Raw genomic sequence first — 20,376 nt, 5'->3', positions numbered from 1 at the left:
CCGGTTTTTTTTACCGTGACGTTGGCTTACAGCTTGCCAGCGTTCTCGGTCAGGTAAGCCGCAACGCCTTCTGGCGAAGCGTTCATGCCTTTGTCGCCTTTTTTCCAGTTGGCAGGGCAGACTTCGCCGTGCTCTTCGTGGAATTGCAGCGCGTCGACCAGGCGGATCAGCTCTTCCATGTTACGGCCCAGCGGCAGGTCGTTGATGATCTGCGAGCGCACAACGCCCTTGTCGTCGATCAGGAACGCGCCACGGAACGCCACGCCGCCTTCGGACTCAACGTCGTAGGCCTTGGCGATGTCGTGCTTCATGTCGGCAGCCATGGTGTATTTGACTTTACCGATACCGCCGTCATTGATGGCGGTGTTGCGCCAGGCGTTGTGGGTGAAATGGGAGTCGATGGAAACCGCGACCACTTCAACGTTGCGCGCCTTGAAATCGTCCATGCGGTGGTCCAGGGCGATCAGCTCCGAAGGGCAGACGAAGGTGAAGTCCAGCGGGTAGAAGAACACCAGGCCGTATTTGCCTTTGATGGCTTCAGACAGCTTGAAGCTGTCTACGATTTCGCCATTGCCGAGGACGGCTGGTACGTCGAAATCCGGGGCTTGTTTACCGACGAGTACGCTCATTGGATATCTCCTGATATAGGGGTGACGATTGAAGTAAAAGGACCGGTCGAATCTGCCTGTGGAAACAGACAAAAATATGACGCAATCACGCTTCGTGAAGACCGACCATCATACACCGAAAAAACCGTTCGTCAGCGCACGGGCAATTCCCCCCGGATTGCTGCTGAAACTATTTTGACAATCATTCTCGTTAACATTAAGATCCATCGCACTTAAGCCATAAACCCGCGACGGTTCTCACTTATGTATGTCTGCCTCTGCACTGGCGTCACCGACGGACAAATCCGCGAAGCAATCTACGAAGGTTGCTGCAGCTATAAGGAAGTACGTGAAACCACCGGCGTTGCCAGCCAGTGTGGCAAATGTGCTTGCCTGGCCAAGCAAGTGGTACGGGAAACCCTGACGCAGCTGCAAACAGCCCAGGCCGCGCTCCCCTACCCAGCAGAATTTAAACACGCCTGAATAGGCATGTTTTGAAGAACCGGACCTAGTGTCCGGTTTTTTTATGCCATCAATTCAAATAGTTAGCGCCAAGACGCGGAACACAAACATTCTTATTCCGATTAATTTTCATTTATTATTCAATAACTTAGGTTTGACACTAGGATTTTCACCGCTCAGACTCCGCCCTATACACAGCTATTACAGGGCAGGACCCCAGTCATGAAAGGCGACATCTCAGTCATCCAGCAACTCAACAAAATCCTTGCCAATGAACTGGTCGCGATCAATCAGTACTTTCTGCATGCGCGCATGTACGACGATTGGGGCCTGGAAAAGCTCGGCAAGCGTGAATACAAAGAGTCGATCAAGGCCATGAAGGACGCCGACGCGCTGATCAAGCGCATCCTGTTCCTGGAAGGCCTGCCGAACGTACAGGACTTGGGCAAGCTGAACATCGGCGAGCACACCCAGGAAATGATCAGCAGCGACCTGGGCTTTGAGCGCAAGAGCCACAGCGATCTGAAAGCCGCTATCGCTCACTGCGAAACCAAGGGCGATTTCGGCAGCCGTGAACTGCTGGAAGATATCCTGGAAGATCAGGAAGAGCATATCGACTGGCTTGAAACCCAGTTGGGCCTGATCGACAAGGTCAGCCTGGAGAATTACCTGCAATCGCAGATGGGCGAATAACTGCGCTCGCTCCTAAAGAAAAGCTCAAAAAAAGCCCCGCTCTCTTGTGAGAAGCGGGGCTTTTTATTGCTCGCCAATTAGGCGTCAGTCTTGACTGCTGCTTTTTGCGCTGCGTCTTTAATCAGCGCTTGCAGCGAACCATCAGCTGCCATTTCAGTGATGATGTCGCTACCGCCAACCAGCTCACCGGCTACCCACAACTGCGGGAAAGTCGGCCAGTTGGCGTACTTTGGCAGGTTGGCGCGGATCTCGGGGTTTTGCAGGATATCCACGTAAGCGAACTTCTCGCCACATGCCATGACTGCCTGGGACGCTTTCGCGGAGAAACCGCACTGAGGCGCGTTTGGAGCGCCTTTCATGTAAAGCAGAATGGTGTTGTTGGCAATCTGCTCTTTGATCGTTTCGATGATATCCATGGAACACCTCTGCAGGAACTTTGCGACTCACGGGTCGGCACGGTGGCGCATTGTAACGCAAAAATCCAGCAGGATGCTCAGGCCGCCGCCACCTTCACCGGTACGCCATTGAGCGCCGCATTACCCGACAACTCATCCAATTGCCGCTCGTCGGTCAAGTCATTCGCACTCGCCCCCGGCTGGTTGCTCGCGATGCTCATCTGCACGCCCGGGCGACCGTGGCCCCAGCCGTGAGGCAAGCTGACCACACCCGGCATCATGTCCGTGCTGGCCGCTACTTCCACCTCGACCATACCGATACGCGAACTCACCCGCACCCGCTGGCCATCGCTCAACTGACGGCTAGCCAGATCATCGGGGTGCATCAGCAGTTGATGGCGTGGCTTACCCTTCACCAGCCGGTGATAGTTATGCATCCAGGAATTATTGCTGCGCACATGCCGCCTGCCAATCAATAGCAGTTCGTCGGCCACCGGCAACGGCTGCGCGGTGAAACGCGCCAGGTCTGCCAGGATCACGGCCGGTGCCGCTTGCACCTTGCCATCCGCGGTTTTCAAACGTGCCCCGAGGTTGGGCTTGAGCGGCCCCAGGTCCACGCCATGGGGATGATCCGCCAGCATGGCCACCGACAGTTTATGACTGGATGCGTCACCATAGGCACCCGCACGCAGGCCGAAGTCGATCATCTGTGCCGGTGGCAGGGTGGGCTTGAGCACCGCGCCAGTGTGCGCCGCAAACGCCTTGGCCAAGCCGACAAAAATCTCCCAGTCATGCAACGCCCCCTCAGGCTTGGGCAGGATGGCACGATTGAAACGCGTGACATTGCGCACCGCAAACAGATTGAAGGTGGTGTCGTAGTGATCGTTTTCCAGCGCCGAGGTGGAGGGCAAGATCAGGTCGGCATAACGCGTGGTCTCGTTGATATACAGGTCGATGCTGACCATGAACTCCAACCCGTCCAGGGCTTGTTCCAATTGGCGGCCGTTAGGCGTGGACAGTACCGGGTTGCCGGCCACCGTCACCAGGGCGCGGATCTGCCCATCACCCTCGGTCAGCATTTCTTCGGCCAGCGCCGACACCGGCAGTTCTCCGCCGTACTCCGGCCGCCCGGACACGCGGCTCTGCCAGCGGTTGAAATGGCCGCCGCTGGTGGAGGCCACCAGGTCCACCGCGGGGCTGGTGCAGAGCGCGCCGCCGACACGGTCCAGGTTGCCGGTCACCAGGTTGATCAGTTGCACCAGCCAATGGCACAGCGTGCCAAACGCTTGGGTCGAGACCCCCATGCGGCCATAACAAACGGCCTTGTCAGCGCCGGCGAAGTCCCTGGCCAACTGGCGGATCTGCTCGGCAGGCACCGCACACTGGCGGCTCATGGCCTCGGCATCGAAGCCGGCAATCGCCTTGCGTACATCATCCAGGCCTTCCACCGGCAAATGGCTGTCGCGTGTCACCCCTTCTGTGAACAACGTGTTGAGCACCCCAAACAACAACGCCGCATCGCCGCCGGGGCGTACGAACACGTGCTGGTCGGCGATGGCTGCCGTCTCGCTGCGCCGCGGGTCGACCACCACCACTTTTCCGCCCCGCGCCTGGATGGCCTTGAGGCGTTTTTCCACATCGGGCACGGTCATGATGCTGCCATTGGAGGCCAGCGGGTTGCCGCCGAGGATCAACATGAAGTCGGTCTGGTCGATGTCGGGGATGGGCAACAACAGGCCGTGGCCGTACATCAGGTGGCTGGTGAGGTGATGAGGCAACTGGTCTACCGAGGTCGCGGAAAAGCGATTGCGCGTCTTCAACAGCCCTAGAAAGTAGTTGCTGTGGGTCATCAACCCATAGTTATGCACGCTTGGGTTGCCCTGATACACCGCCACCGCGTTCTGCCCATGCCGCGCCTGGATACCCGCAAGCCGCTCGGCCACCAGGGCAAAGGCTTCATCCCAGCCAATCGGCTGCCATTCGCTGCCCACCCGCCGCATGGGTTGGTGCAGGCGGTCCGGGTCATTCTGGATGTCCTGCAGGGCCACGGCTTTGGGGCAGATGTGGCCGCGACTGAAACTGTCCAGAGGGTCGCCCTTGATCGAGGTGATCGCCAGGCGACCGTCTTCGCCTTGGGTGGTTTCCAGGGTGAGGCCGCAGATGGCTTCGCACAGGTGGCAGGCACGGTGGTGGAGAGTCTTGGTCATGGCCAGTCTCTTTTATAGGGGCTTTGGCTCAACTATGGGCCGCGACCACTTGGGGCGCCAGCAACCTTCGCGTTGTGAATCGACAGGCATAGGCCAGGGCATGGCTAAGCATGAGCAAATGTTTCAGAAACCTTGCCAGCAGGCGCTGAAACCGACGCGGCCTGGCCCAAGCCCGCCTCCGCGCATTGCAAAAGGCCTGGACGCCAGTGTACAAATGGCTCGCTGCTGTCAGGAAATCGTCTTCAAACGCGCGCCAGCGCCCTGCTTGAACATCCCTAAAGCCGTAGCCCTATTGGTAAAACGCGACATTTAATGTCAATATCGCGTCTTCCCCTATTTCGTCGCCCCGTGCGGCTTTCGCCGCAGGTCTCGCCCGTTGTCGCAATAAACAAGGCTTTGAGTATCTGCGGTCTGTTGCAAAAGGTAGTTAATGATGAGCGCAAGGCACTTTCTCTCCCTGATGGATTGCACGCCCGAAGAGCTGGTCAGCGTGATCCGTCGCGGCATTGAGCTTAAAGACCTGCGTAACCGCGGTGTACTGTTTGAGCCGTTGAAAAACCGGGTGCTCGGGATGATTTTCGAAAAGTCCTCGACGCGCACACGCCTGTCGTTCGAAGCCGGCATGATCCAGCTGGGTGGCCAGGCCATCTTCCTGTCACCGCGCGACACCCAGTTGGGCCGTGGTGAGCCGATCAGCGATTGCGCCATCGTGATGTCGCGCATGCTCGATGCCGTGATGATCCGTACCTTCGCCCACAGCACCTTGACCGAATTTTCCGCCAACTCCCGTGTGCCCGTGATCAACGGCCTGTCCGATGACCTGCATCCCTGCCAGTTGCTGGCCGACATGCAAACCTTCCTCGAACACCGTGGCTCGATCCAAGGCAAGACCGTGGCCTGGATCGGCGACGGCAACAATATGTGCAACAGCTATATAGAAGCGGCGATCCAGTTCGACTTCCACCTGCGTATCGCCTGCCCTGAAGGCTACGAGCCCAGCGCCGAGTTCATGGCCAAGGCCGATGGCCGTGTGCAACTGCTGCGCGATCCAAAAGACGCAGTGGTCGGCGCGCACCTGGTGAGCACAGACGTCTGGACCTCCATGGGCCAGGAAGACGAAACCGCCAAGCGCCTGGCCCGGTTCGCGCCGTTCCAGGTGACTCGCGCGTTGCTCGACCTGGCCGCGCCGGACGTGCTGTTCATGCACTGCCTACCCGCCCACCGGGGCGAAGAAATCAGCCAGGACCTGCTCGACGATCCGCGCTCAGTCGCGTGGGATCAGGCCGAGAACCGCCTGCATGCGCAAAAAGCCTTGCTCGAATTCCTCGTCCCGCCGTCGTACCACCACGCATGAGCCAGCCATTACTGCTGAACCTGCGCAATCTGGCATGCGGCTATCAAGACCAGCGGGTGGTGCAGAACCTCAACCTGCACCTCAACGCCGGTGATATCGGTTGCCTGCTCGGCTCTTCGGGCTGCGGCAAGACCACTACCCTGCGCGCGATCGCAGGCTTTGAGCCGGTGCATGAAGGCGAAATCAGCCTGGCGGGCGACGTCATCTCCCGCGCCGGTTTCACCCTCGCGCCGGAGAAGCGTCGCATCGGCATGGTGTTCCAGGACTACGCATTGTTCCCGCACCTGAGCGTGGCTGACAACATCGCCTTTGGCATTCGCAAACACCCGCAAAAAGAGCGCGTGGTCGCCGAGTTGCTGGAACTGGTCAACTTGAAGAACCTGGGCAAGCGCTTCCCCCATGAGCTTTCCGGTGGCCAGCAACAACGCGTCGCCCTCGCCCGCGCCCTGGCGCCGGAGCCGCAGCTGCTGTTGCTGGATGAACCCTTTTCCAACCTCGATGGCGAACTGCGCCGCAAGCTCAGCCATGAAGTGCGCGACATCCTCAAGGCACGCGGCACTAGCGCGATCCTGGTGACCCATGATCAGGAAGAGGCCTTCGCCGTCAGCGACCACGTCGGGGTCTTCAAGGAAGGCCGACTAGAGCAGTGGGACACACCCTACAACCTCTATCACGAACCGCAGACGCCTTACGTTGCCAGTTTCATCGGCCAGGGGTATTTCATCCGTGGGCGGCTGAACTCACCGGAATCGGTCAGCACTGAACTGGGCGACTTGCGCGGAAACCGAGCCTATACCTTGCCGACCGGTGCAGCAGTGGATGTGCTGCTGCGCCCGGACGACATCGTGTATGCGCCGGACAGCGCGTTGAAAGCCCGGATCGTCGGCAAGACCTTCCTCGGCGCCTCAACGCTGTACCGGTTACAGCTGCCGACCGGCGCGCAATTAGAGTCGATTTTCCCCAGCCATGCCGATCACCAAGTGGGCGCAGAGGTGGGGATCCGTGTGGCGGCTGAACATTTGGTGGTGTTCCAGGCATCCGGCAGCACAGCGGCGCAGATTCCCGCTGTTGAGTCAGGCGTGCGCCGCCACAGCGTCGCTCACTGACGAAACCGGATCAAACTGTGGGAGCTGGCTTGCCTGCGATACAGACAACTCGGGTTATCTGTTACACCGCGTTGATGCTATCGCAGGCAAGCCAGCTTCCACATTTGATCCTCATAGACTTCAAAGATGATTATCAGGCCCGCCCGATCGGTGCGAATTTGGCCTGGGTGTGTTCTGCCAGCACCGCCGCTGGCAATTCAACTTCCAGGCCTCTTCTGCCCGCGCTGACAAAAATCGTTGCAAAGGGTTGCGCCGTTTCATCGATAAACGTGCGCAGGCGCTTTTTCTGCCCCAACGGACTGATGCCGCCCAACAGATAACCCGTGGAGCGCTGCGCCGCTGCCGGGTCAGCCATTTCGACTTTCTTCACACCCGCAGCGTGAGCCAGGGCTTTCAAGTCCAGACTTCCGACGACCGGCACCACCGCCACCAACAATTCACCCTTCTCACTGCTCGCCAGCAGCGTCTTGAACACCTGGGCCGGGTCCAGGCTCAATTTCTCCGCGGCCTCCAGCCCATACGAGGCTGCCTTGGGATCATGTTCATAACTATGCACACGATGTTCGGCGCGAACTTTTTTCAACAGGTCCAATGCAGGGGTCATAGCGGCTCCGGGCGGGCAAACTGATGGCCAATTCTAGGCCAAGCCTACCTAAAACGCTCTAGCACAGACCTATTACCGCTTAAGCAACGCGCCTTGGCCATGATCATTCATCACACCAATAGTTCGGAAATGACCAATGGTTCACTTTCGACCTTTGACAGCGGTCATTCTTGTCTATATTTTTTCGTTTCCGAATACCGTAGGAATAATCCTCTGGTACTCCGCAGTAAGCCGCGATCCAGGATGGGGATCCTTCTCGTGGTGAATATCGCGCAACTGCCCGTTGAGGCCGTGCGCAAGACAAGAACAACAATTGAGGTTTTCCATGACAACTGCTCTTCAACAGCCTTCACTTTCGAGCCAATGCATGGCCGAATTCCTGGGCACCGCGCTGCTGATCTTCTTCGGCACAGGATGCGTCGCCGCGCTCAAGGTCGCGGGTGCGAGCTTTGGCTTGTGGGAAATCAGTATCATCTGGGGGGTCGGCGTGAGCATGGCGATCTACCTGAGTGCCGGTATTTCCGGGGCTCACCTCAACCCGGCGGTCAGTATCGCCCTGTGCATCTTTGCCGATTTTGAAAAGCGCAAACTGCCCTTCTATATTCTTGCCCAGGTCGCCGGCGCCTTTTGCTCCGCCGCCCTGGTGTACACGCTCTACAGCAATCTGTTTTTCGATTACGAACAAACCCACCACATGGTCCGCGGCTCCCAAGCCAGCCTGGAATTGGCCTCGGTGTTCTCCACCTATCCTCATGCGCTGCTGAGCACGGCCCAGGCATTCCTGGTGGAAATGGTCATCACCGCCATCCTGATGGGCGTGATCATGGCCCTCACCGACGATAACAACGGCCTGCCACGCGGCCCCCTGGCGCCCCTGCTGATCGGTTTGCTGATCGCGGTGATTGGTAGCGCCATGGGCCCCCTGACCGGCTTTGCGATGAACCCGGCACGGGATTTCGGCCCCAAGCTGATGACCTTTTTCGCCGGTTGGGGTGAAATGGCCTTTACTGGCGGTCGAGATATTCCTTACTTCCTGGTGCCGATTTTCGCCCCGATTGTCGGCGCATGCCTGGGTGCTGCGGCCTATCGCGGGCTGATTGCCCGCCATCTGCCGAGCGCCGCACCGGCTATCGCTGAAGAAACACCTGACACGGCTGTCAACGGCAAGACTCGTATTTCCTGAAAGCGCCAGCCTGGTCCCCTGCCCTTCGCGGCCCAGGCTGATTTCTGACTTCCTTATTTCGTCCAAGGCAATTGACATGACCGACCTTCAGAATAAGAACTACATCATTGCCCTTGATCAGGGCACCACCAGTTCCCGGGCGATCATCTTCGATCGTGACGCCAACGTGGTGTGTACCGCCCAGCGTGAATTCGTCCAGCACTACCCGCAGGCGGGCTGGGTTGAACATGACCCGATGGAAATCTTCGCCACCCAGAGCGCGGTGATGGTCGAAGCGCTGGCCCAGGCCGGCCTGCACCATGACCAGGTGGCCGCCATCGGTATCACCAACCAGCGCGAAACCACGGTGGTCTGGGACAAGATCACCGGCCGCCCGATCTACAACGCCATCGTCTGGCAGTGCCGTCGCAGTACCGAGATCTGCCAGCAGCTCAAGCGCGACGGCCATGAGCAATACATCAGCGACACCACGGGCCTTGTGACCGACCCGTACTTCTCCGGCACCAAGCTCAAGTGGATCCTCGACAACGTCGAAGGCAGTCGCGAACGTGCGCGCAATGGCGAACTGCTGTTCGGCACCGTCGACAGCTGGCTGATCTGGAAATTCACCGGCGGCAAGACCCACGTCACCGACTACACCAACGCGTCGCGCACCATGCTCTTCAACATCCACACCCTGGAGTGGGATGCGAAGATGCTGGAGATTCTCGACATCCCACGGGAAATGCTCCCTGAAGTGAAGTCATCGTCGCAAATCTATGGCCGTACCAAGAGCGGCATCGCTATCGGTGGCATTGCCGGCGACCAGCAAGCGGCCCTGTTTGGCCAGATGTGCGTGGAAGCGGGCCAGGCCAAGAACACCTACGGCACCGGCTGCTTCCTGCTGATGAACACCGGCGACAAGGCGGTGAAATCCAAACACGGCATGCTCACCACCATTGCCTGCGGCCCGCGCGGTGAGGTGGCCTATGCCCTGGAAGGCGCGGTCTTCAACGGCGGCTCCACCGTGCAATGGCTGCGTGACGAGCTGAAGATCATCAACGATGCCCACGACACCGAATACTTTGCCGGCAAGGTCAAGGACAGCAACGGCGTGTACCTGGTACCGGCCTTCACCGGTCTCGGCGCGCCCTACTGGGACCCGTATGCCCGTGGCGCACTGTTCGGCCTGACCCGTGGCGTACGCGTAGACCACATTATTCGCGCAGCCCTGGAATCTATTGCCTACCAGACCCGCGACGTCCTCGACGCCATGCAACAGGACTCGGGCGAACGCCTCAAGGCCTTGCGCGTGGACGGCGGCGCGGTTGCCAACAATTTCCTGATGCAATTCCAGGCCGACATCCTCGGCACCCAGGTAGAACGCCCGCAAATGCGTGAGACCACTGCCTTGGGCGCAGCCTACCTGGCCGGCCTGGCGTGTGGCTTCTGGGGCAGCCTGGACGAGTTGCGCGGCAAAGCAGTGATCGAGCGCGAGTTCGAACCACAGCTGGATGAAGCGGCCAAAGAAAAACTCTATGCCGGCTGGCAAAAAGCCGTGAGCCGCACCCGTGACTGGGAGCCGCACGAAGGCGCCGAATAAGCCAAGCGCTGGCTTACGGTAGGTTGTAACTGGCAGGGAGCGGATTCCTGCGTCATCATGGGCCACTTTTGTATGGCAGCCCAAAGGACGCCCCATGAATCTGCCTCCCCGCCAACAACAAATCCTCGAACTGGTCCGCGAACGCGGCTACGTCAGTATCGAGGAAATGGCGCAGCTATTCGTTGTCACCCCGCAAACCATCCGCCGCGATATCAACCAGCTGGCGGACGCCAACCTGTTGCGCCGCTACCACGGCGGCGCAGCCTATGACTCCAGTGTCGAGAACACCGCGTACGCCATGCGTGCCGACCAGATGCGCGACGAGAAGCAACGCATCGGTGAAGCCATCGCCGCGCAGATTCCCGATCATGCCTCGCTGTTCATCAACATTGGCACCACCACCGAATCCATCGCCCGTGCGCTGCTCAATCACAACCACCTGAAAATCATCACCAACAACCTCAACGTTGCCACCATGCTCAGCGCCAAGGACGACTTCGATGTGTTGCTCACCGGCGGCAATGTGCGCCGTGACGGTGGCGTGGTGGGCCAAGCCAGTGTCGACTTCATCAACCAGTTCAAGGTCGACTTTGCCCTGGTGGGCATCAGCGGGATCGACGAGGACGGCAGCCTGCTGGACTTCGATTACCAAGAAGTGCGGGTTTCCCAGGCCATCATCGCCAATGCGCGGCAAGTGATTCTGGCGGCAGACTCCAGCAAATTCGGGCGCAATGCCATGATTCGCCTGGGGCCGATCAGCCTGGTGGACTGCCTGGTGACTGACCAGCAGCCGGTGCCGGCCTTGGTGCAAGTGCTGAATGAGCACAAGGTGCGGCTGGAAGTCGTGTAGCGCCTGTACCGCCGCCTTCGCGAGCAAGCCCGCTCCCACATTTGACCGCATTCCTATGTTGGAACTCGATCAAATGTGGGAGCGGGCTTGCTCGCGAAGGCGATCTATCTGGTAGCCCCTACCTCAAGCCTGCCCCAGGCTAATGTTCATAAATTTTCCTTTCTCCGCCCTTCGATGAGTTTTTTCAATCGAAGTCGGGTGGCTGTGCCCGCAATTATCAGCTACCATTTTCGCAAATGAACATTAATGTTCGAATTCCAAGACGAAAAGATCGCGAGGCCAGCCGATGAACCCTTCCACCTTGCCTGCTCCACCGCTTGCCGAAGTCTATGACGTTGCCGTAATTGGTGGCGGGATCAATGGCGTCGGGATTGCGGCAGACGCAGCCGGTCGCGGTTTGTCGGTATTCCTTTGCGAAAAGGATGACTTGGCCAGCCACACCTCCTCGGCCAGCAGTAAGCTGATCCACGGCGGCCTGCGTTACCTGGAACACTACGAATTCCGCCTGGTGCGCGAAGCCCTGGCCGAACGTGAGGTGCTGCTAGGCAAAGCTCCACACATCGTCAAGCAAATGCGCTTCGTGCTGCCGCACCGCCCGCACCTGCGCCCGGCGTGGATGATTCGCGCTGGCTTGTTCCTGTATGACCACTTGGGCAAGCGCGAAAAACTGGCAGGCTCCAAAAGCCTCAAGTTCGGTGCCGACAGCCCGCTGAAAAGTGAAATTACCCGAGGCTTCGAATACTCCGACTGCTGGGTCGATGACGCTCGCCTGGTCGTGCTCAACGCCATGGCGGCCCGCGAGAAAGGCGCGCACATCCACACGCAGACCCGTTGCGTCAGCGCCCATCGCAGTAACGGCCTGTGGGAAATGAACATGGAGCGTGCCGACGGCAGCCTGTTCTCGATCCGCGCCCGCGCCTTGGTGAATGCTGCCGGCCCTTGGGTGGCCAAATTCATCAGGGACGACCTGAAGCTGGATTCGCCCTACGGCATCCGCCTGATTCAAGGCAGCCACCTGATCGTGCCGCGCCTGTACGAAGGCGCCCACGCGCACATCCTGCAGAACGAAGACCAGCGCATCGTCTTCACCATTCCGTACCTGAACCACTTGACGATCATTGGCACCACCGACCGCGAATACACCGGCGACCCGGCTGCAGTGGCGATCACCGAAGGCGAAACCGACTACATGCTCAAAGTGGTCAACGCGCACTTCAAGAAACAACTGAGCCGTGACGATATCGTCCACACTTACTCCGGCGTGCGCCCGCTGTGCAACGACGAGTCCGACAACCCATCGGCCATCACGCGCGATTACACCCTGGCCTTGTCCGGCGGCACCGGCGAAGCGCCGATCCTGTCGGTATTCGGTGGCAAGCTGACCACCTATCGCAAACTGGCCGAGTCGGCCATGGCCCAACTGGCGCCGTACTTCACCCAGATGCGCCCTAGCTGGACCGCCACGGCCAGCCTGCCCGGCGGTGAAGACATGACCACCCCTGAAGCCCTGGCCGACGCCATCCGCGCCAAGTTCGACTGGGTACCGAGCGAGATCGCCCGCCGCTGGTCCACCACTTACGGCAGCCGCACCTGGCGCTTGCTGGAGGGCGTGCAAACGCTCGCCGATCTGGGTGACCATCTGGGTGGCGGCCTGTATAGCCGCGAAGTCGACTATCTGTGCGCCGAAGAGTGGGTGACGCAACCGCAGGACGTGCTGTGGCGCCGTACCAAGCTTGGCCTGTTCACCACCGAGCAGGAGCAGGAAAACCTGCAACGCTATTTGTCCAAGGTCGAGCAGAACCGCAGCAAGATCGAAGCGGCCTGACCGCCTCACTGTAGGAGCGAGCTTGCTCGCGAAAAACTAGAGAGCGCCGCGTTTATTCAGCATAAACGCGGCGTTTTTGCGTTTTTCGCGAGCAAGCTCGCTCCTACAGACTATTCGGTTTTCCGAACGCGCCCCTCAACTCTATTCGGTTTGCCGGATCAAAGACCGAAAATATCACCGAAACAAAAAGTTAATTTCCATATAAATCATGCAGTTATCCTTTTATTTTCGGTATGGCACGACTCATGCTCTACACTCTTCAACGATTGCCTGAGGCGCCTTAGGAGCCGTCACGGGCAGTTGCTGTACAAGAGAGCCGTTCAGCTGGCTTCATAAAAAAAACAAATGTCGAGGAAGTATTGATGCGCATCGTTCCCCATATCCTGGGCGCAGCTATCGCTGCTGCTCTGATCAGCACTCCAGTTTTTGCCGCCGAACTCACCGGCACACTGAAGAAAATCAACGACTCCGGCACCATCACTCTCGCTCACCGCGACAGCTCCATTCCGTTTTCCTACATCGCGGATGGTTCGGGCAAACCCGTGGGCTACTCCCACGACATCCAGTTGGCCGTTGTCGAGCAACTGAAAAAAGACCTGAACAAACCCGACCTCAAAGCCAAGTACAACCTGGTGACCTCGCAAACCCGTATCCCGTTGATCCAGAACGGCACCGCGGATCTGGAGTGCGGCTCCACCACCAATAACGCCGAACGCGCCCAGCAAGTTGACTTCACCGTCAACATCTTCGAAATCGGCACCCGCCTGCTGGTCAAGAAAGACAAGGAAGGCAAGCCGTCCTACGCTGACTTTGCCGACCTGAAAGGCAAAAACGTCGTGACCACCGCCGGCACCACGTCCGAGCGCATCATCAAGGCGATGAACGCCGACAAGCAGATGGGCATGAACGTTATCTCCGCCAAAGACCACGGCGAATCCTTCCAGATGCTCGAAAGCGGCCGTGCCGTTGCATTCATGATGGACGACGCCCTGCTGGCCGGTGAAGAAGCCAAGGCCAAGAAGCCCGATGACTGGGTTATCACCGGCACTCCGCAGTCATTCGAAGCCTATGCATGCATGGTTCGCAAAGGCGACCCGGACTTCAAGAAAGCCGTGGATGACGCCATTGTCGCCCTGTACAAGTCCGGCGAGATCAACAAGATCTACGCCAAATGGTTCGAAAGCCCGATCCCACCGAAAGGCCTGAACCTGAACTTCCCGATGAGCGACAAGGTCAAGGAGCTGATCGCTAACCCTAGCGACAAACCAGCGCCAGAAGTAAAAATCTGATACCTGACTAAGCTTATGTCCTGAGGGAGCCAACCCTCCCTCAGGCGTCTGTAATTACCTGCTGGTTTTAACTTGGAACACTCGACCTGGCGGTTTTCGAGCCGATCGTGTGTGCCTGGCGTTCAACGTCAGGCGGGAACGGATCTTCCCCAAGCGGGTGCTTGTACATCGATCGATCTCGAGGGGAGACCCTAATGAATTACAACTGGGACTGGGGCGTGTTCTTCAAGTCCACCGGCGTGGGCAGCGAGACTTATCTCGACTGGTACCTCTCCGGGCTGGGCTGGACCATCGCCATTGCTGTCGTGGCATGGATTATCGCCTTGCTGCTGGGCTCCATTCTGGGGGTCATGCGCACGGTGCCAAACCGCCTCGTATCGGGCATCGCGACCTGCTACGTGGAACTGTTTCGTAACGTGCCGCTGCTGGTTCAGCTGTTCATCTGGTACTTCCTGGTACCGGACATGCTGCCGCAGAACCTGCAGGACTGGTACAAACAAGACCTGAACCCGACCACTTCGGCCTACCTGAGTGTCGTAGTGTGCCTGGGCCTGTTCACTGCCGCCCGTGTGTGCGAGCAAGTGCGTACCGGTATCCAGGCGCTGCCACGGGGCCAGGAATCCGCGGCGCGCGCCATGGGCTTCAAGCTGCCGCAGATCTACTGGAACGTGCTGCTGCCCCAGGCTTACCGCATCATCATTCCGCCGCTTACCTCGGAATTCCTCAACGTGTTCAAGAACTCCTCCGTGGCGTCCTTGATCGGCTTGATGGAACTGCTGGCGCAAACCAAACAGACCGCCGAGTTCTCGGCCAACCTGTTTGAAGCCTTCACCCTGGCCACGCTGATCTACTTCACCCTGAACATGAGCCTGATGCTGCTGATGCGCGTGGTCGAGAAGAAAGTCGCAGTGCCCGGCCTGATCTCCGTGGGGGGCAAATAATGGACTTCGATTTCAGCGGCATCATCCCCGCCATCCCGGGCCTGTGGAACGGCATGGTCATGACCTTGAAGCTGATGGTCATGGGTGTGGTCGGCGGCATCATCATCGGGACCATTCTGGCCCTGATGCGCTTGTCGTCCAATAAACTGCTGTCCCGCGTGGCCGGCGCCTATGTGAACTACTTCCGCTCGATCCCGCTGCTGCTGGTGATCACCTGGTTCTACCTGGCGGTGCCGTTCGTGCTGCGCTGGATCACCGGCGAAGACACCCCGATCGGCGCGTTCACCTCCTGCGTCGTGGCGTTCATGATGTTCGAGGCTGCGTACTTCTGCGAAATCGTACGAGCCGGCGTGCAGTCGATTCCCAAGGGCCAGATGGCGGCGGCACAAGCCATGGGCATGACCTACGGCCAGACCATGCGCCTGATCATCCTGCCCCAGGCGTTCCGCAAGATGACGCCGTTGCTGCTGCAACAGTCGATCATCCTGTTCCAGGACACCTCCCTGGTCTACACCGTGGGCCTGGTGGACTTCCTCAACTCCGCCCGCTCCAACGGCGACATCATCGGCCGCTCCAACGAGTTCCTGATCTTTGCCGGTGTCGTCTACTTCATCATCAGCTTTTCCGCCTCGCTGCTGGTCAAGCGTCTGCAAAAAAGGTTTGCCGTATGATCTCTATCAAGAACATCAACAAGTGGTATGGCGACTTCCAGGTGCTGACCGATTGCAGCACTGAGGTTAAAAAAGGCGAAGTGATCGTGGTGTGCGGGCCGTCCGGCTCGGGCAAATCCACCCTGATCAAATGCGTGAACGCGCTGGAACCGTTCCAGAAAGGCGACATTGTCGTCGACGGCACCTCCATCGCCGACCCGAAGACCAACCTGCCAAAACTGCGTTCGCGCGTGGGCATGGTGTTTCAGCACTTCGAGCTGTTCCCGCACCTGACCATCACCGAAAACCTGACCATCGCGCAGATCAAGGTATTGGGCCGCAGCAAGGAAGAAGCCACCAAGAAGGGCCTGCAACTGCTCGACCGCGTGGGCTTGTCGGCTCACGCCCACAAGCATCCTGGCCAACTCTCCGGCGGCCAGCAACAACGTGTGGCGATTGCCCGCGCCCTGGCCATGGACCCGATCGTCATGCTGTTCGACGAACCGACCTCGGCGCTGGACCCGGAAATGGTCAACGAAGTGCTCGACGTGATGGTGCAACTGGCCCACGAAGGCATGACCATGATGTGCGTGACCCACGAGATGGGCTTTGCGCGCAAAGTGGCCGACCGCGTGATCTTCATGGACGCCGGCAAGATCATCGAAGACTGCCCGAAAGAAGAGTTCTTCGGCGACATCAGCGCCCGCTCCGAACGTGCGCAGCACTTCCTTGAGAAAATCCTGCAGCACTAAAAGCAACACATAGCTTGCCCTGTAAAAACTGGACCAATGTGGGAGCGGGCTTGCTCGCGAATGCGGCATGTCAGTCACTGATGCATCAACTGGCAGACTGCATTCGCGAGCAAGCCCGCTCCCACACTGAACCGCGCAGGTTGCACGCTCTGGTTGACCCAAGGCATCTGTGATGAAATGCGACCCCAATCAATATCGCGCCGCGCCGCCATCACTTGCCGTGAAGCCTCGTCTGATACGCCAACTGTTCCTGCCGCCGTTGATCATCGCCCTGATGGTCGGCCTGGGTTATATCGGCTTCTGGGTCAGTGACTACTACGGCATCCGCACCCTCAGCGACAATGGCGAACGCCAGTTGGAGCTGCACGCCCGCACCGTCGAAAGCGAACTGAGCAAGTACACCTACCTGCCCAGCCTGCTGGAACTGGAGTCCAGTGTTTCCCAACTGCTCGCCGACCCGAACCAGGAAACCCGCAAGACGGTCAACGACTACCTCGAAGGCCTGAACCGCCGCAGTCGCAGCCGCGCTATCTATGTGATGGACACCACCGGCCGCGTACTGGCCACCAGTAACTGGCGCGATGCCGACAGTTACCAAGGTGAAGACCTGTCCTTTCGCGCCTATTTCCAGAATGCCGTACGCGGCCAGCCCGGCCGTTTCTACGGCATCGGCAGCACCAACGGCGAGCCCGGCTATTACCTGGCCCATGGCCTGGAAGAACACGGCAAGATCATCGGCGTCGCTGTGGTCAAGGTACGCCTCGAAGCGCTAGAAGAGCGCTGGCAACGTGCGCGCCTCGAAGCTTTCGTGAGCGATGAGAACGGCATCATTATTCTTTCCAGCGACCCGGCGCGTCGCCTCAAGGCCGTACGCCCGCTGAGCGATGACACCAAGGACCGCCTGGCCCACAGCCTGCAATATTACTGGGCGACGCTCAATGAACTGCAACCCCTGGCCCGTGAGCGCCTGAACGAAGGCACCGAGAAACTGACCTTCCCGGCCAACACCGAAGTGGTCAACGACCAGCACGCGGTCAGCTACCTGGCGCAGACCCGCCCGCTGAACGACACGCCGTGGAACTTCACCCTGCTCACCCCGCTCAACGACCTGCGCCGCGCCGCGATCAACCAGGGCATCCTGGTGGCCGTCGCCTTCGGCCTGGTCGCCTTCCTGCTGATTGCCTGGAACGAGCGACGCAAGGTCATCGCCACCCGCCTCGCCGCACGGGAAGCCTTGCAGGAAGCCAACAGCCAGCTTGAGCGTCGGATTGCCGAACGCACCGCCGACCTGCGCGCCAGCAACGAACGGCTCAAGGGCCAGATTCGCGAACGACGCCAGGCCGAAGAAACCTTGCGCCGCGCCCAAGACGAACTGGTACAGGCCGGCAAACTCGCGGCCATCGGCCAGATGTCCACCAGCATCGCCCACGAACTGAACCAGCCGCTGGCGGCCTTGCGCACGCTGTCGGGCAACACCGTACGCTTCCTTGAGCGCGGCGCCCTGGACACCGCCAGCACCAACCTCAAGACCATCAACGAACTGATCGACCGCATGGGCCGCATCACCGCCAGCCTGCGCTCCTTTGCTCGGCGCGGCGACGACCAGGGCGAAGCCAGCCTCGGCAAGGCCGTGGACGCCGCGTTCCAGGTGCTCGGCGCGCGCCTGGACAGCCTGCCGTTGACCGTGCACCGTGACTTTGCCAACGCCCAATTGCAGATCGACCAGACCCGCCTGGAGCAGATCCTGGTCAACCTGATCGGTAACGCGCTCGATGCCATGCAAGCCCAAGCGGTGCCGCAACTGTGGCTGGAAGGCCAGAGCGGCGATGGCAAATACCGCCTGTTGGTGCGTGATAATGGCCACGGCATCGACCCCGAGGCGCGCAAGCATTTGTTCGAACCCTTTTTTACCACCAAGCCCGGCGAACAAGGCCTGGGCCTGGGCCTGACCCTTTCCGCAAGCCTCGCGGCCGCTACCGGCGGTAGCCTTGCCGTGGAACATCCGGCCAATGGTGGTACCGCCTTTGTCCTTAACCTGCCATTGGTGGGCGCTCAACGAGCTGAGTCGACATGAATACACAAGCCCAAGACCTTACCGTCCTGATCGTCGAAGACGACCCCCACGTACTGCTCGGTTGCCAGCAAGCACTGGCGCTCGAAGACATCACCAGCGTCGGCGTGGGCAGCGCCGAAGAAGCGCTCAAGCGCATCGGCGAGAACTTCGCTGGCATCGTCATCAGCGATATCCGCCTGCCGGGCATCGATGGCCTGGAACTGCTGACCCGCCTCAAGGCCATGGATAAAAGCCTGCCGGTGGTGTTGATCACTGGGCATGGCGATATCTCCATGGCGGTGGGCGCCATGCGTAACGGCGCCTACGACTTCATGGAGAAACCCTTCTCGCCCGAACGCCTGGTGGACGTGGCACGCCGCGCCCTGGAACAGCGCGGCCTGGCGCGGGAAGTCTGGTCGTTACGCCGGCAACTGGCCGAGCGCGACTCGCTGGAAGGCCGCATCATCGGCCGCTCGCCGGCGATGCAAAACCTGCGTGAACTGATCGCCAACGTCGCCGACACCTCGGCCAACGTGTTGATCGAAGGCGAAACCGGCACCGGCAAGGAACTGGTCGCGCGCTGCCTGCATGATTTCAGCCGACGCCATACCCACCAGTTCGTCGCGCTCAACTGCGGTGGCCTGCCGGAGAACCTGTTCGAAAGCGAGATTTTCGGCCACGAGGCCAACGCCTTCACCGGCGCCGGCAAACGTCGCATCGGCAAGATCGAGCATGCCCATCAAGGCACGCTGTTCCTCGATGAAGTAGAGAGCATGCCAATCAACCTGCAGATCAAATTGCTGCGGGTGCTGCAAGAACGTACGTTGGAACGCCTGGGTTCGAACCAGAGCGTGGCGGTGGATTGTCGGGTAATCGCTGCCACCAAGTCCGACCTCGACGAGTTGAGCCGCGCCAGCCAGTTCCGCAGCGACCTGTACTACCGCCTCAATGTCGTCACCCTGGAACTGCCGCCTTTGCGCGAGCGGCGCGAAGACATCCTGCAACTGTTCGAACACTTCCTGCAGCAATCGTCGCTACGCTTCGACCGCGCCGTGCCGGAGCTGGACAACCAGACCCTGTCCAGCCTGATGAGCCACGACTGGCCCGGCAACGTGCGTGAGCTGCGCAACGTCGCCGAACGTTTCGCCCTGGGCCTGCCCGCCTTCAAGAAAAGCGGCGCCGGCAGCGGCAACCAAGGGGTTGCCTTTACCGAGGCGGTGGAAGCCTTTGAGCGCAACCTGCTCAACGATGCCCTGCAACGCAGCGGCGGCAACCTGACCCAGGCCAGCCAGGAACTGGGGATGGCCAAGACCACCCTGTTCGACAAGGTCAAGAAATACGGGTTGAGTCACTGATGGATCTGTTCTTGAAGGCTGCACTTGGCGCCGCAGTGGTGCTGATCCTGGCGGCGCTGGCCAAGACCAGAAACTATTACATCGCAGGCTTGGTGCCGCTGTTTCCCACTTTTGCGCTGATCGCCCATTACATCGTCGGCAAAGGCCGAACAGTTGCGGATTTGAAGACCACCATCTTGTTCGGGATGTGGTCGATCATTCCGTACTTTGTGTATTTGGCGACGCTGTATGTAATGGTCGATCGGCTGCGGTTGGAGGCATCGCTGGCAGTCGCCGCCGTGGCCTGGTTGATGGCCGCGACGGTGTTGGTCAGCGTGTGGGTACGCCTGCACACCTGACACAACGCGGCAGATCGTTCCCACGCTCCCGCGTGGGAATGCAGCCAACGACGCTCCGCGTCCACGCGCGTGACGCAGAGCGTCACCAGCGGCACTCCCACGCGAAGCGTGGGAGCGATCATCGCAGGC

At 59.7% G+C, this 20,376-nt stretch carries 19 protein-coding genes; 15 read left to right on the top strand and 4 right to left on the bottom strand.

Annotation, left to right across the window (positions count from 1 at the left end; genetic code table 11):
- Positions 1–26: 26 nt before the first annotated feature.
- On the bottom strand, positions 27–629 hold the full coding sequence (locus tag BT199_RS07995; protein ID WP_003172097.1) for a peroxiredoxin: 603 nt from the start codon (positions 627–629) through the stop codon (positions 27–29).
- 243 nt (positions 630–872) lie between these two features.
- Between BT199_RS07995 and BT199_RS07990 the strand changes: the two genes are divergently transcribed.
- Complete coding sequence (locus BT199_RS07990; RefSeq protein WP_003188977.1) at positions 873–1,091, top strand: bacterioferritin-associated ferredoxin; 219 nt, start codon at positions 873–875, stop codon at positions 1,089–1,091.
- A 201-nt stretch (positions 1,092–1,292) separates the two neighbouring features.
- Complete coding sequence (bfr, locus tag BT199_RS07985) at positions 1,293–1,763, top strand: bacterioferritin (protein ID WP_012722487.1); 471 nt, start codon at positions 1,293–1,295, stop codon at positions 1,761–1,763.
- Positions 1,764–1,840: 77 nt separating this feature from the next.
- Here bfr and grxD read toward each other — a convergent pair whose 3' ends face one another.
- Positions 1,841–2,179: a Grx4 family monothiol glutaredoxin gene (grxD, locus tag BT199_RS07980; protein WP_054898038.1), complete on the bottom strand. Its 339-nt coding sequence runs from the start codon at positions 2,177–2,179 to the stop codon at positions 1,841–1,843.
- 77 nt (positions 2,180–2,256) lie between these two features.
- Complete coding sequence (locus BT199_RS07975) at positions 2,257–4,365, bottom strand: molybdopterin oxidoreductase family protein (RefSeq protein ID WP_072434262.1); 2,109 nt, start codon at positions 4,363–4,365, stop codon at positions 2,257–2,259.
- A gap of 433 nt (positions 4,366–4,798) precedes the next feature.
- Between BT199_RS07975 and argF the strand changes: the two genes are divergently transcribed.
- The gene (gene argF, locus BT199_RS07965) at positions 4,799–5,719 is read left to right on the top strand and encodes an ornithine carbamoyltransferase (RefSeq protein ID WP_072434261.1); all 921 of its coding nucleotides are present in this window, start codon (positions 4,799–4,801) and stop codon (positions 5,717–5,719) included.
- Positions 5,716–6,825 carry an ABC transporter ATP-binding protein gene (locus BT199_RS07960; RefSeq protein ID WP_014717138.1) on the top strand — a complete coding sequence of 370 codons (1,110 nt, stop codon included), beginning with the start codon at positions 5,716–5,718 and terminating at the stop codon, positions 6,823–6,825. The genes argF and BT199_RS07960 overlap by 4 nt, the downstream gene beginning before the upstream one ends.
- A gap of 133 nt (positions 6,826–6,958) precedes the next feature.
- Here the strand turns inward: BT199_RS07960 and ybaK are convergent, their stop codons facing one another.
- On the bottom strand, positions 6,959–7,429 hold the full coding sequence (gene ybaK / locus BT199_RS07955; RefSeq protein ID WP_014717137.1) for a Cys-tRNA(Pro) deacylase: 471 nt from the start codon (positions 7,427–7,429) through the stop codon (positions 6,959–6,961).
- Between the two features lie 325 nt (positions 7,430–7,754).
- Between ybaK and BT199_RS07950 the strand changes: the two genes are divergently transcribed.
- From BT199_RS07950 to BT199_RS07900, 11 genes are all read left to right on the top strand, one after another.
- On the top strand, positions 7,755–8,612 hold the full coding sequence (locus tag BT199_RS07950; RefSeq protein ID WP_014717136.1) for an MIP/aquaporin family protein: 858 nt from the start codon (positions 7,755–7,757) through the stop codon (positions 8,610–8,612).
- Between the two features lie 76 nt (positions 8,613–8,688).
- Positions 8,689–10,194 carry a glycerol kinase GlpK gene (gene glpK, locus BT199_RS07945; RefSeq protein ID WP_014717135.1) on the top strand — a complete coding sequence of 502 codons (1,506 nt, stop codon included), beginning with the start codon at positions 8,689–8,691 and terminating at the stop codon, positions 10,192–10,194.
- Between the two features lie 94 nt (positions 10,195–10,288).
- Positions 10,289–11,044, top strand: coding sequence for a DeoR/GlpR family transcriptional regulator (locus BT199_RS07940; protein ID WP_014717134.1), 756 nt, complete (start codon positions 10,289–10,291; stop codon positions 11,042–11,044).
- Positions 11,045–11,330: 286 nt separating this feature from the next.
- Positions 11,331–12,869 carry a glycerol-3-phosphate dehydrogenase gene (gene glpD, locus BT199_RS07935; protein ID WP_072434260.1) on the top strand — a complete coding sequence of 513 codons (1,539 nt, stop codon included), beginning with the start codon at positions 11,331–11,333 and terminating at the stop codon, positions 12,867–12,869.
- 362 nt (positions 12,870–13,231) lie between these two features.
- Positions 13,232–14,158 (top strand): glutamate/aspartate ABC transporter substrate-binding protein, encoded by a 927-nt coding sequence (locus BT199_RS07930; protein ID WP_005785249.1) that lies wholly within the window; start codon positions 13,232–13,234, stop codon positions 14,156–14,158.
- Positions 14,159–14,352: 194 nt separating this feature from the next.
- A complete protein-coding gene (locus BT199_RS07925) occupies positions 14,353–15,099 on the top strand; it encodes an amino acid ABC transporter permease (RefSeq protein ID WP_014717132.1) in 747 nt (248 codons plus the stop codon).
- A complete protein-coding gene (locus BT199_RS07920; RefSeq protein ID WP_003188954.1) occupies positions 15,099–15,770 on the top strand; it encodes an amino acid ABC transporter permease in 672 nt (223 codons plus the stop codon). The genes BT199_RS07925 and BT199_RS07920 overlap by 1 nt, the downstream gene beginning before the upstream one ends.
- Positions 15,767–16,501, top strand: a complete 735-nt coding sequence (locus tag BT199_RS07915) for an amino acid ABC transporter ATP-binding protein (protein WP_003188952.1) — start codon at positions 15,767–15,769, stop codon at positions 16,499–16,501. The genes BT199_RS07920 and BT199_RS07915 overlap by 4 nt, the downstream gene beginning before the upstream one ends.
- Positions 16,502–16,673: 172 nt before the next feature.
- Complete coding sequence (locus BT199_RS07910; protein WP_014717131.1) at positions 16,674–18,575, top strand: two-component sensor histidine kinase AauS; 1,902 nt, start codon at positions 16,674–16,676, stop codon at positions 18,573–18,575.
- Entirely contained in the window at positions 18,572–19,909 is a 1,338-nt protein-coding gene (locus BT199_RS07905; protein ID WP_014717130.1) for a two-component response regulator AauR, read from the top strand. The genes BT199_RS07910 and BT199_RS07905 overlap by 4 nt, the downstream gene beginning before the upstream one ends.
- Positions 19,909–20,247, top strand: a complete 339-nt coding sequence (locus tag BT199_RS07900) for a GlpM family protein (protein WP_014717129.1) — start codon at positions 19,909–19,911, stop codon at positions 20,245–20,247. Before BT199_RS07905 ends, BT199_RS07900 begins: the two co-directional genes overlap by 1 nt.
- The last annotated feature ends 129 nt before the right edge of the window (positions 20,248–20,376 follow it).

It is taken from the genome of Pseudomonas sp. NFR02 (assembly GCF_900119375.1).
GTDB classification, from domain to species: domain Bacteria; phylum Pseudomonadota; class Gammaproteobacteria; order Pseudomonadales; family Pseudomonadaceae; genus Aquipseudomonas; species Aquipseudomonas paracarnis.
Note: the sequence above shows the minus strand (reverse complement) of the source record. Positions and strands in the feature narration are given on the sequence as shown.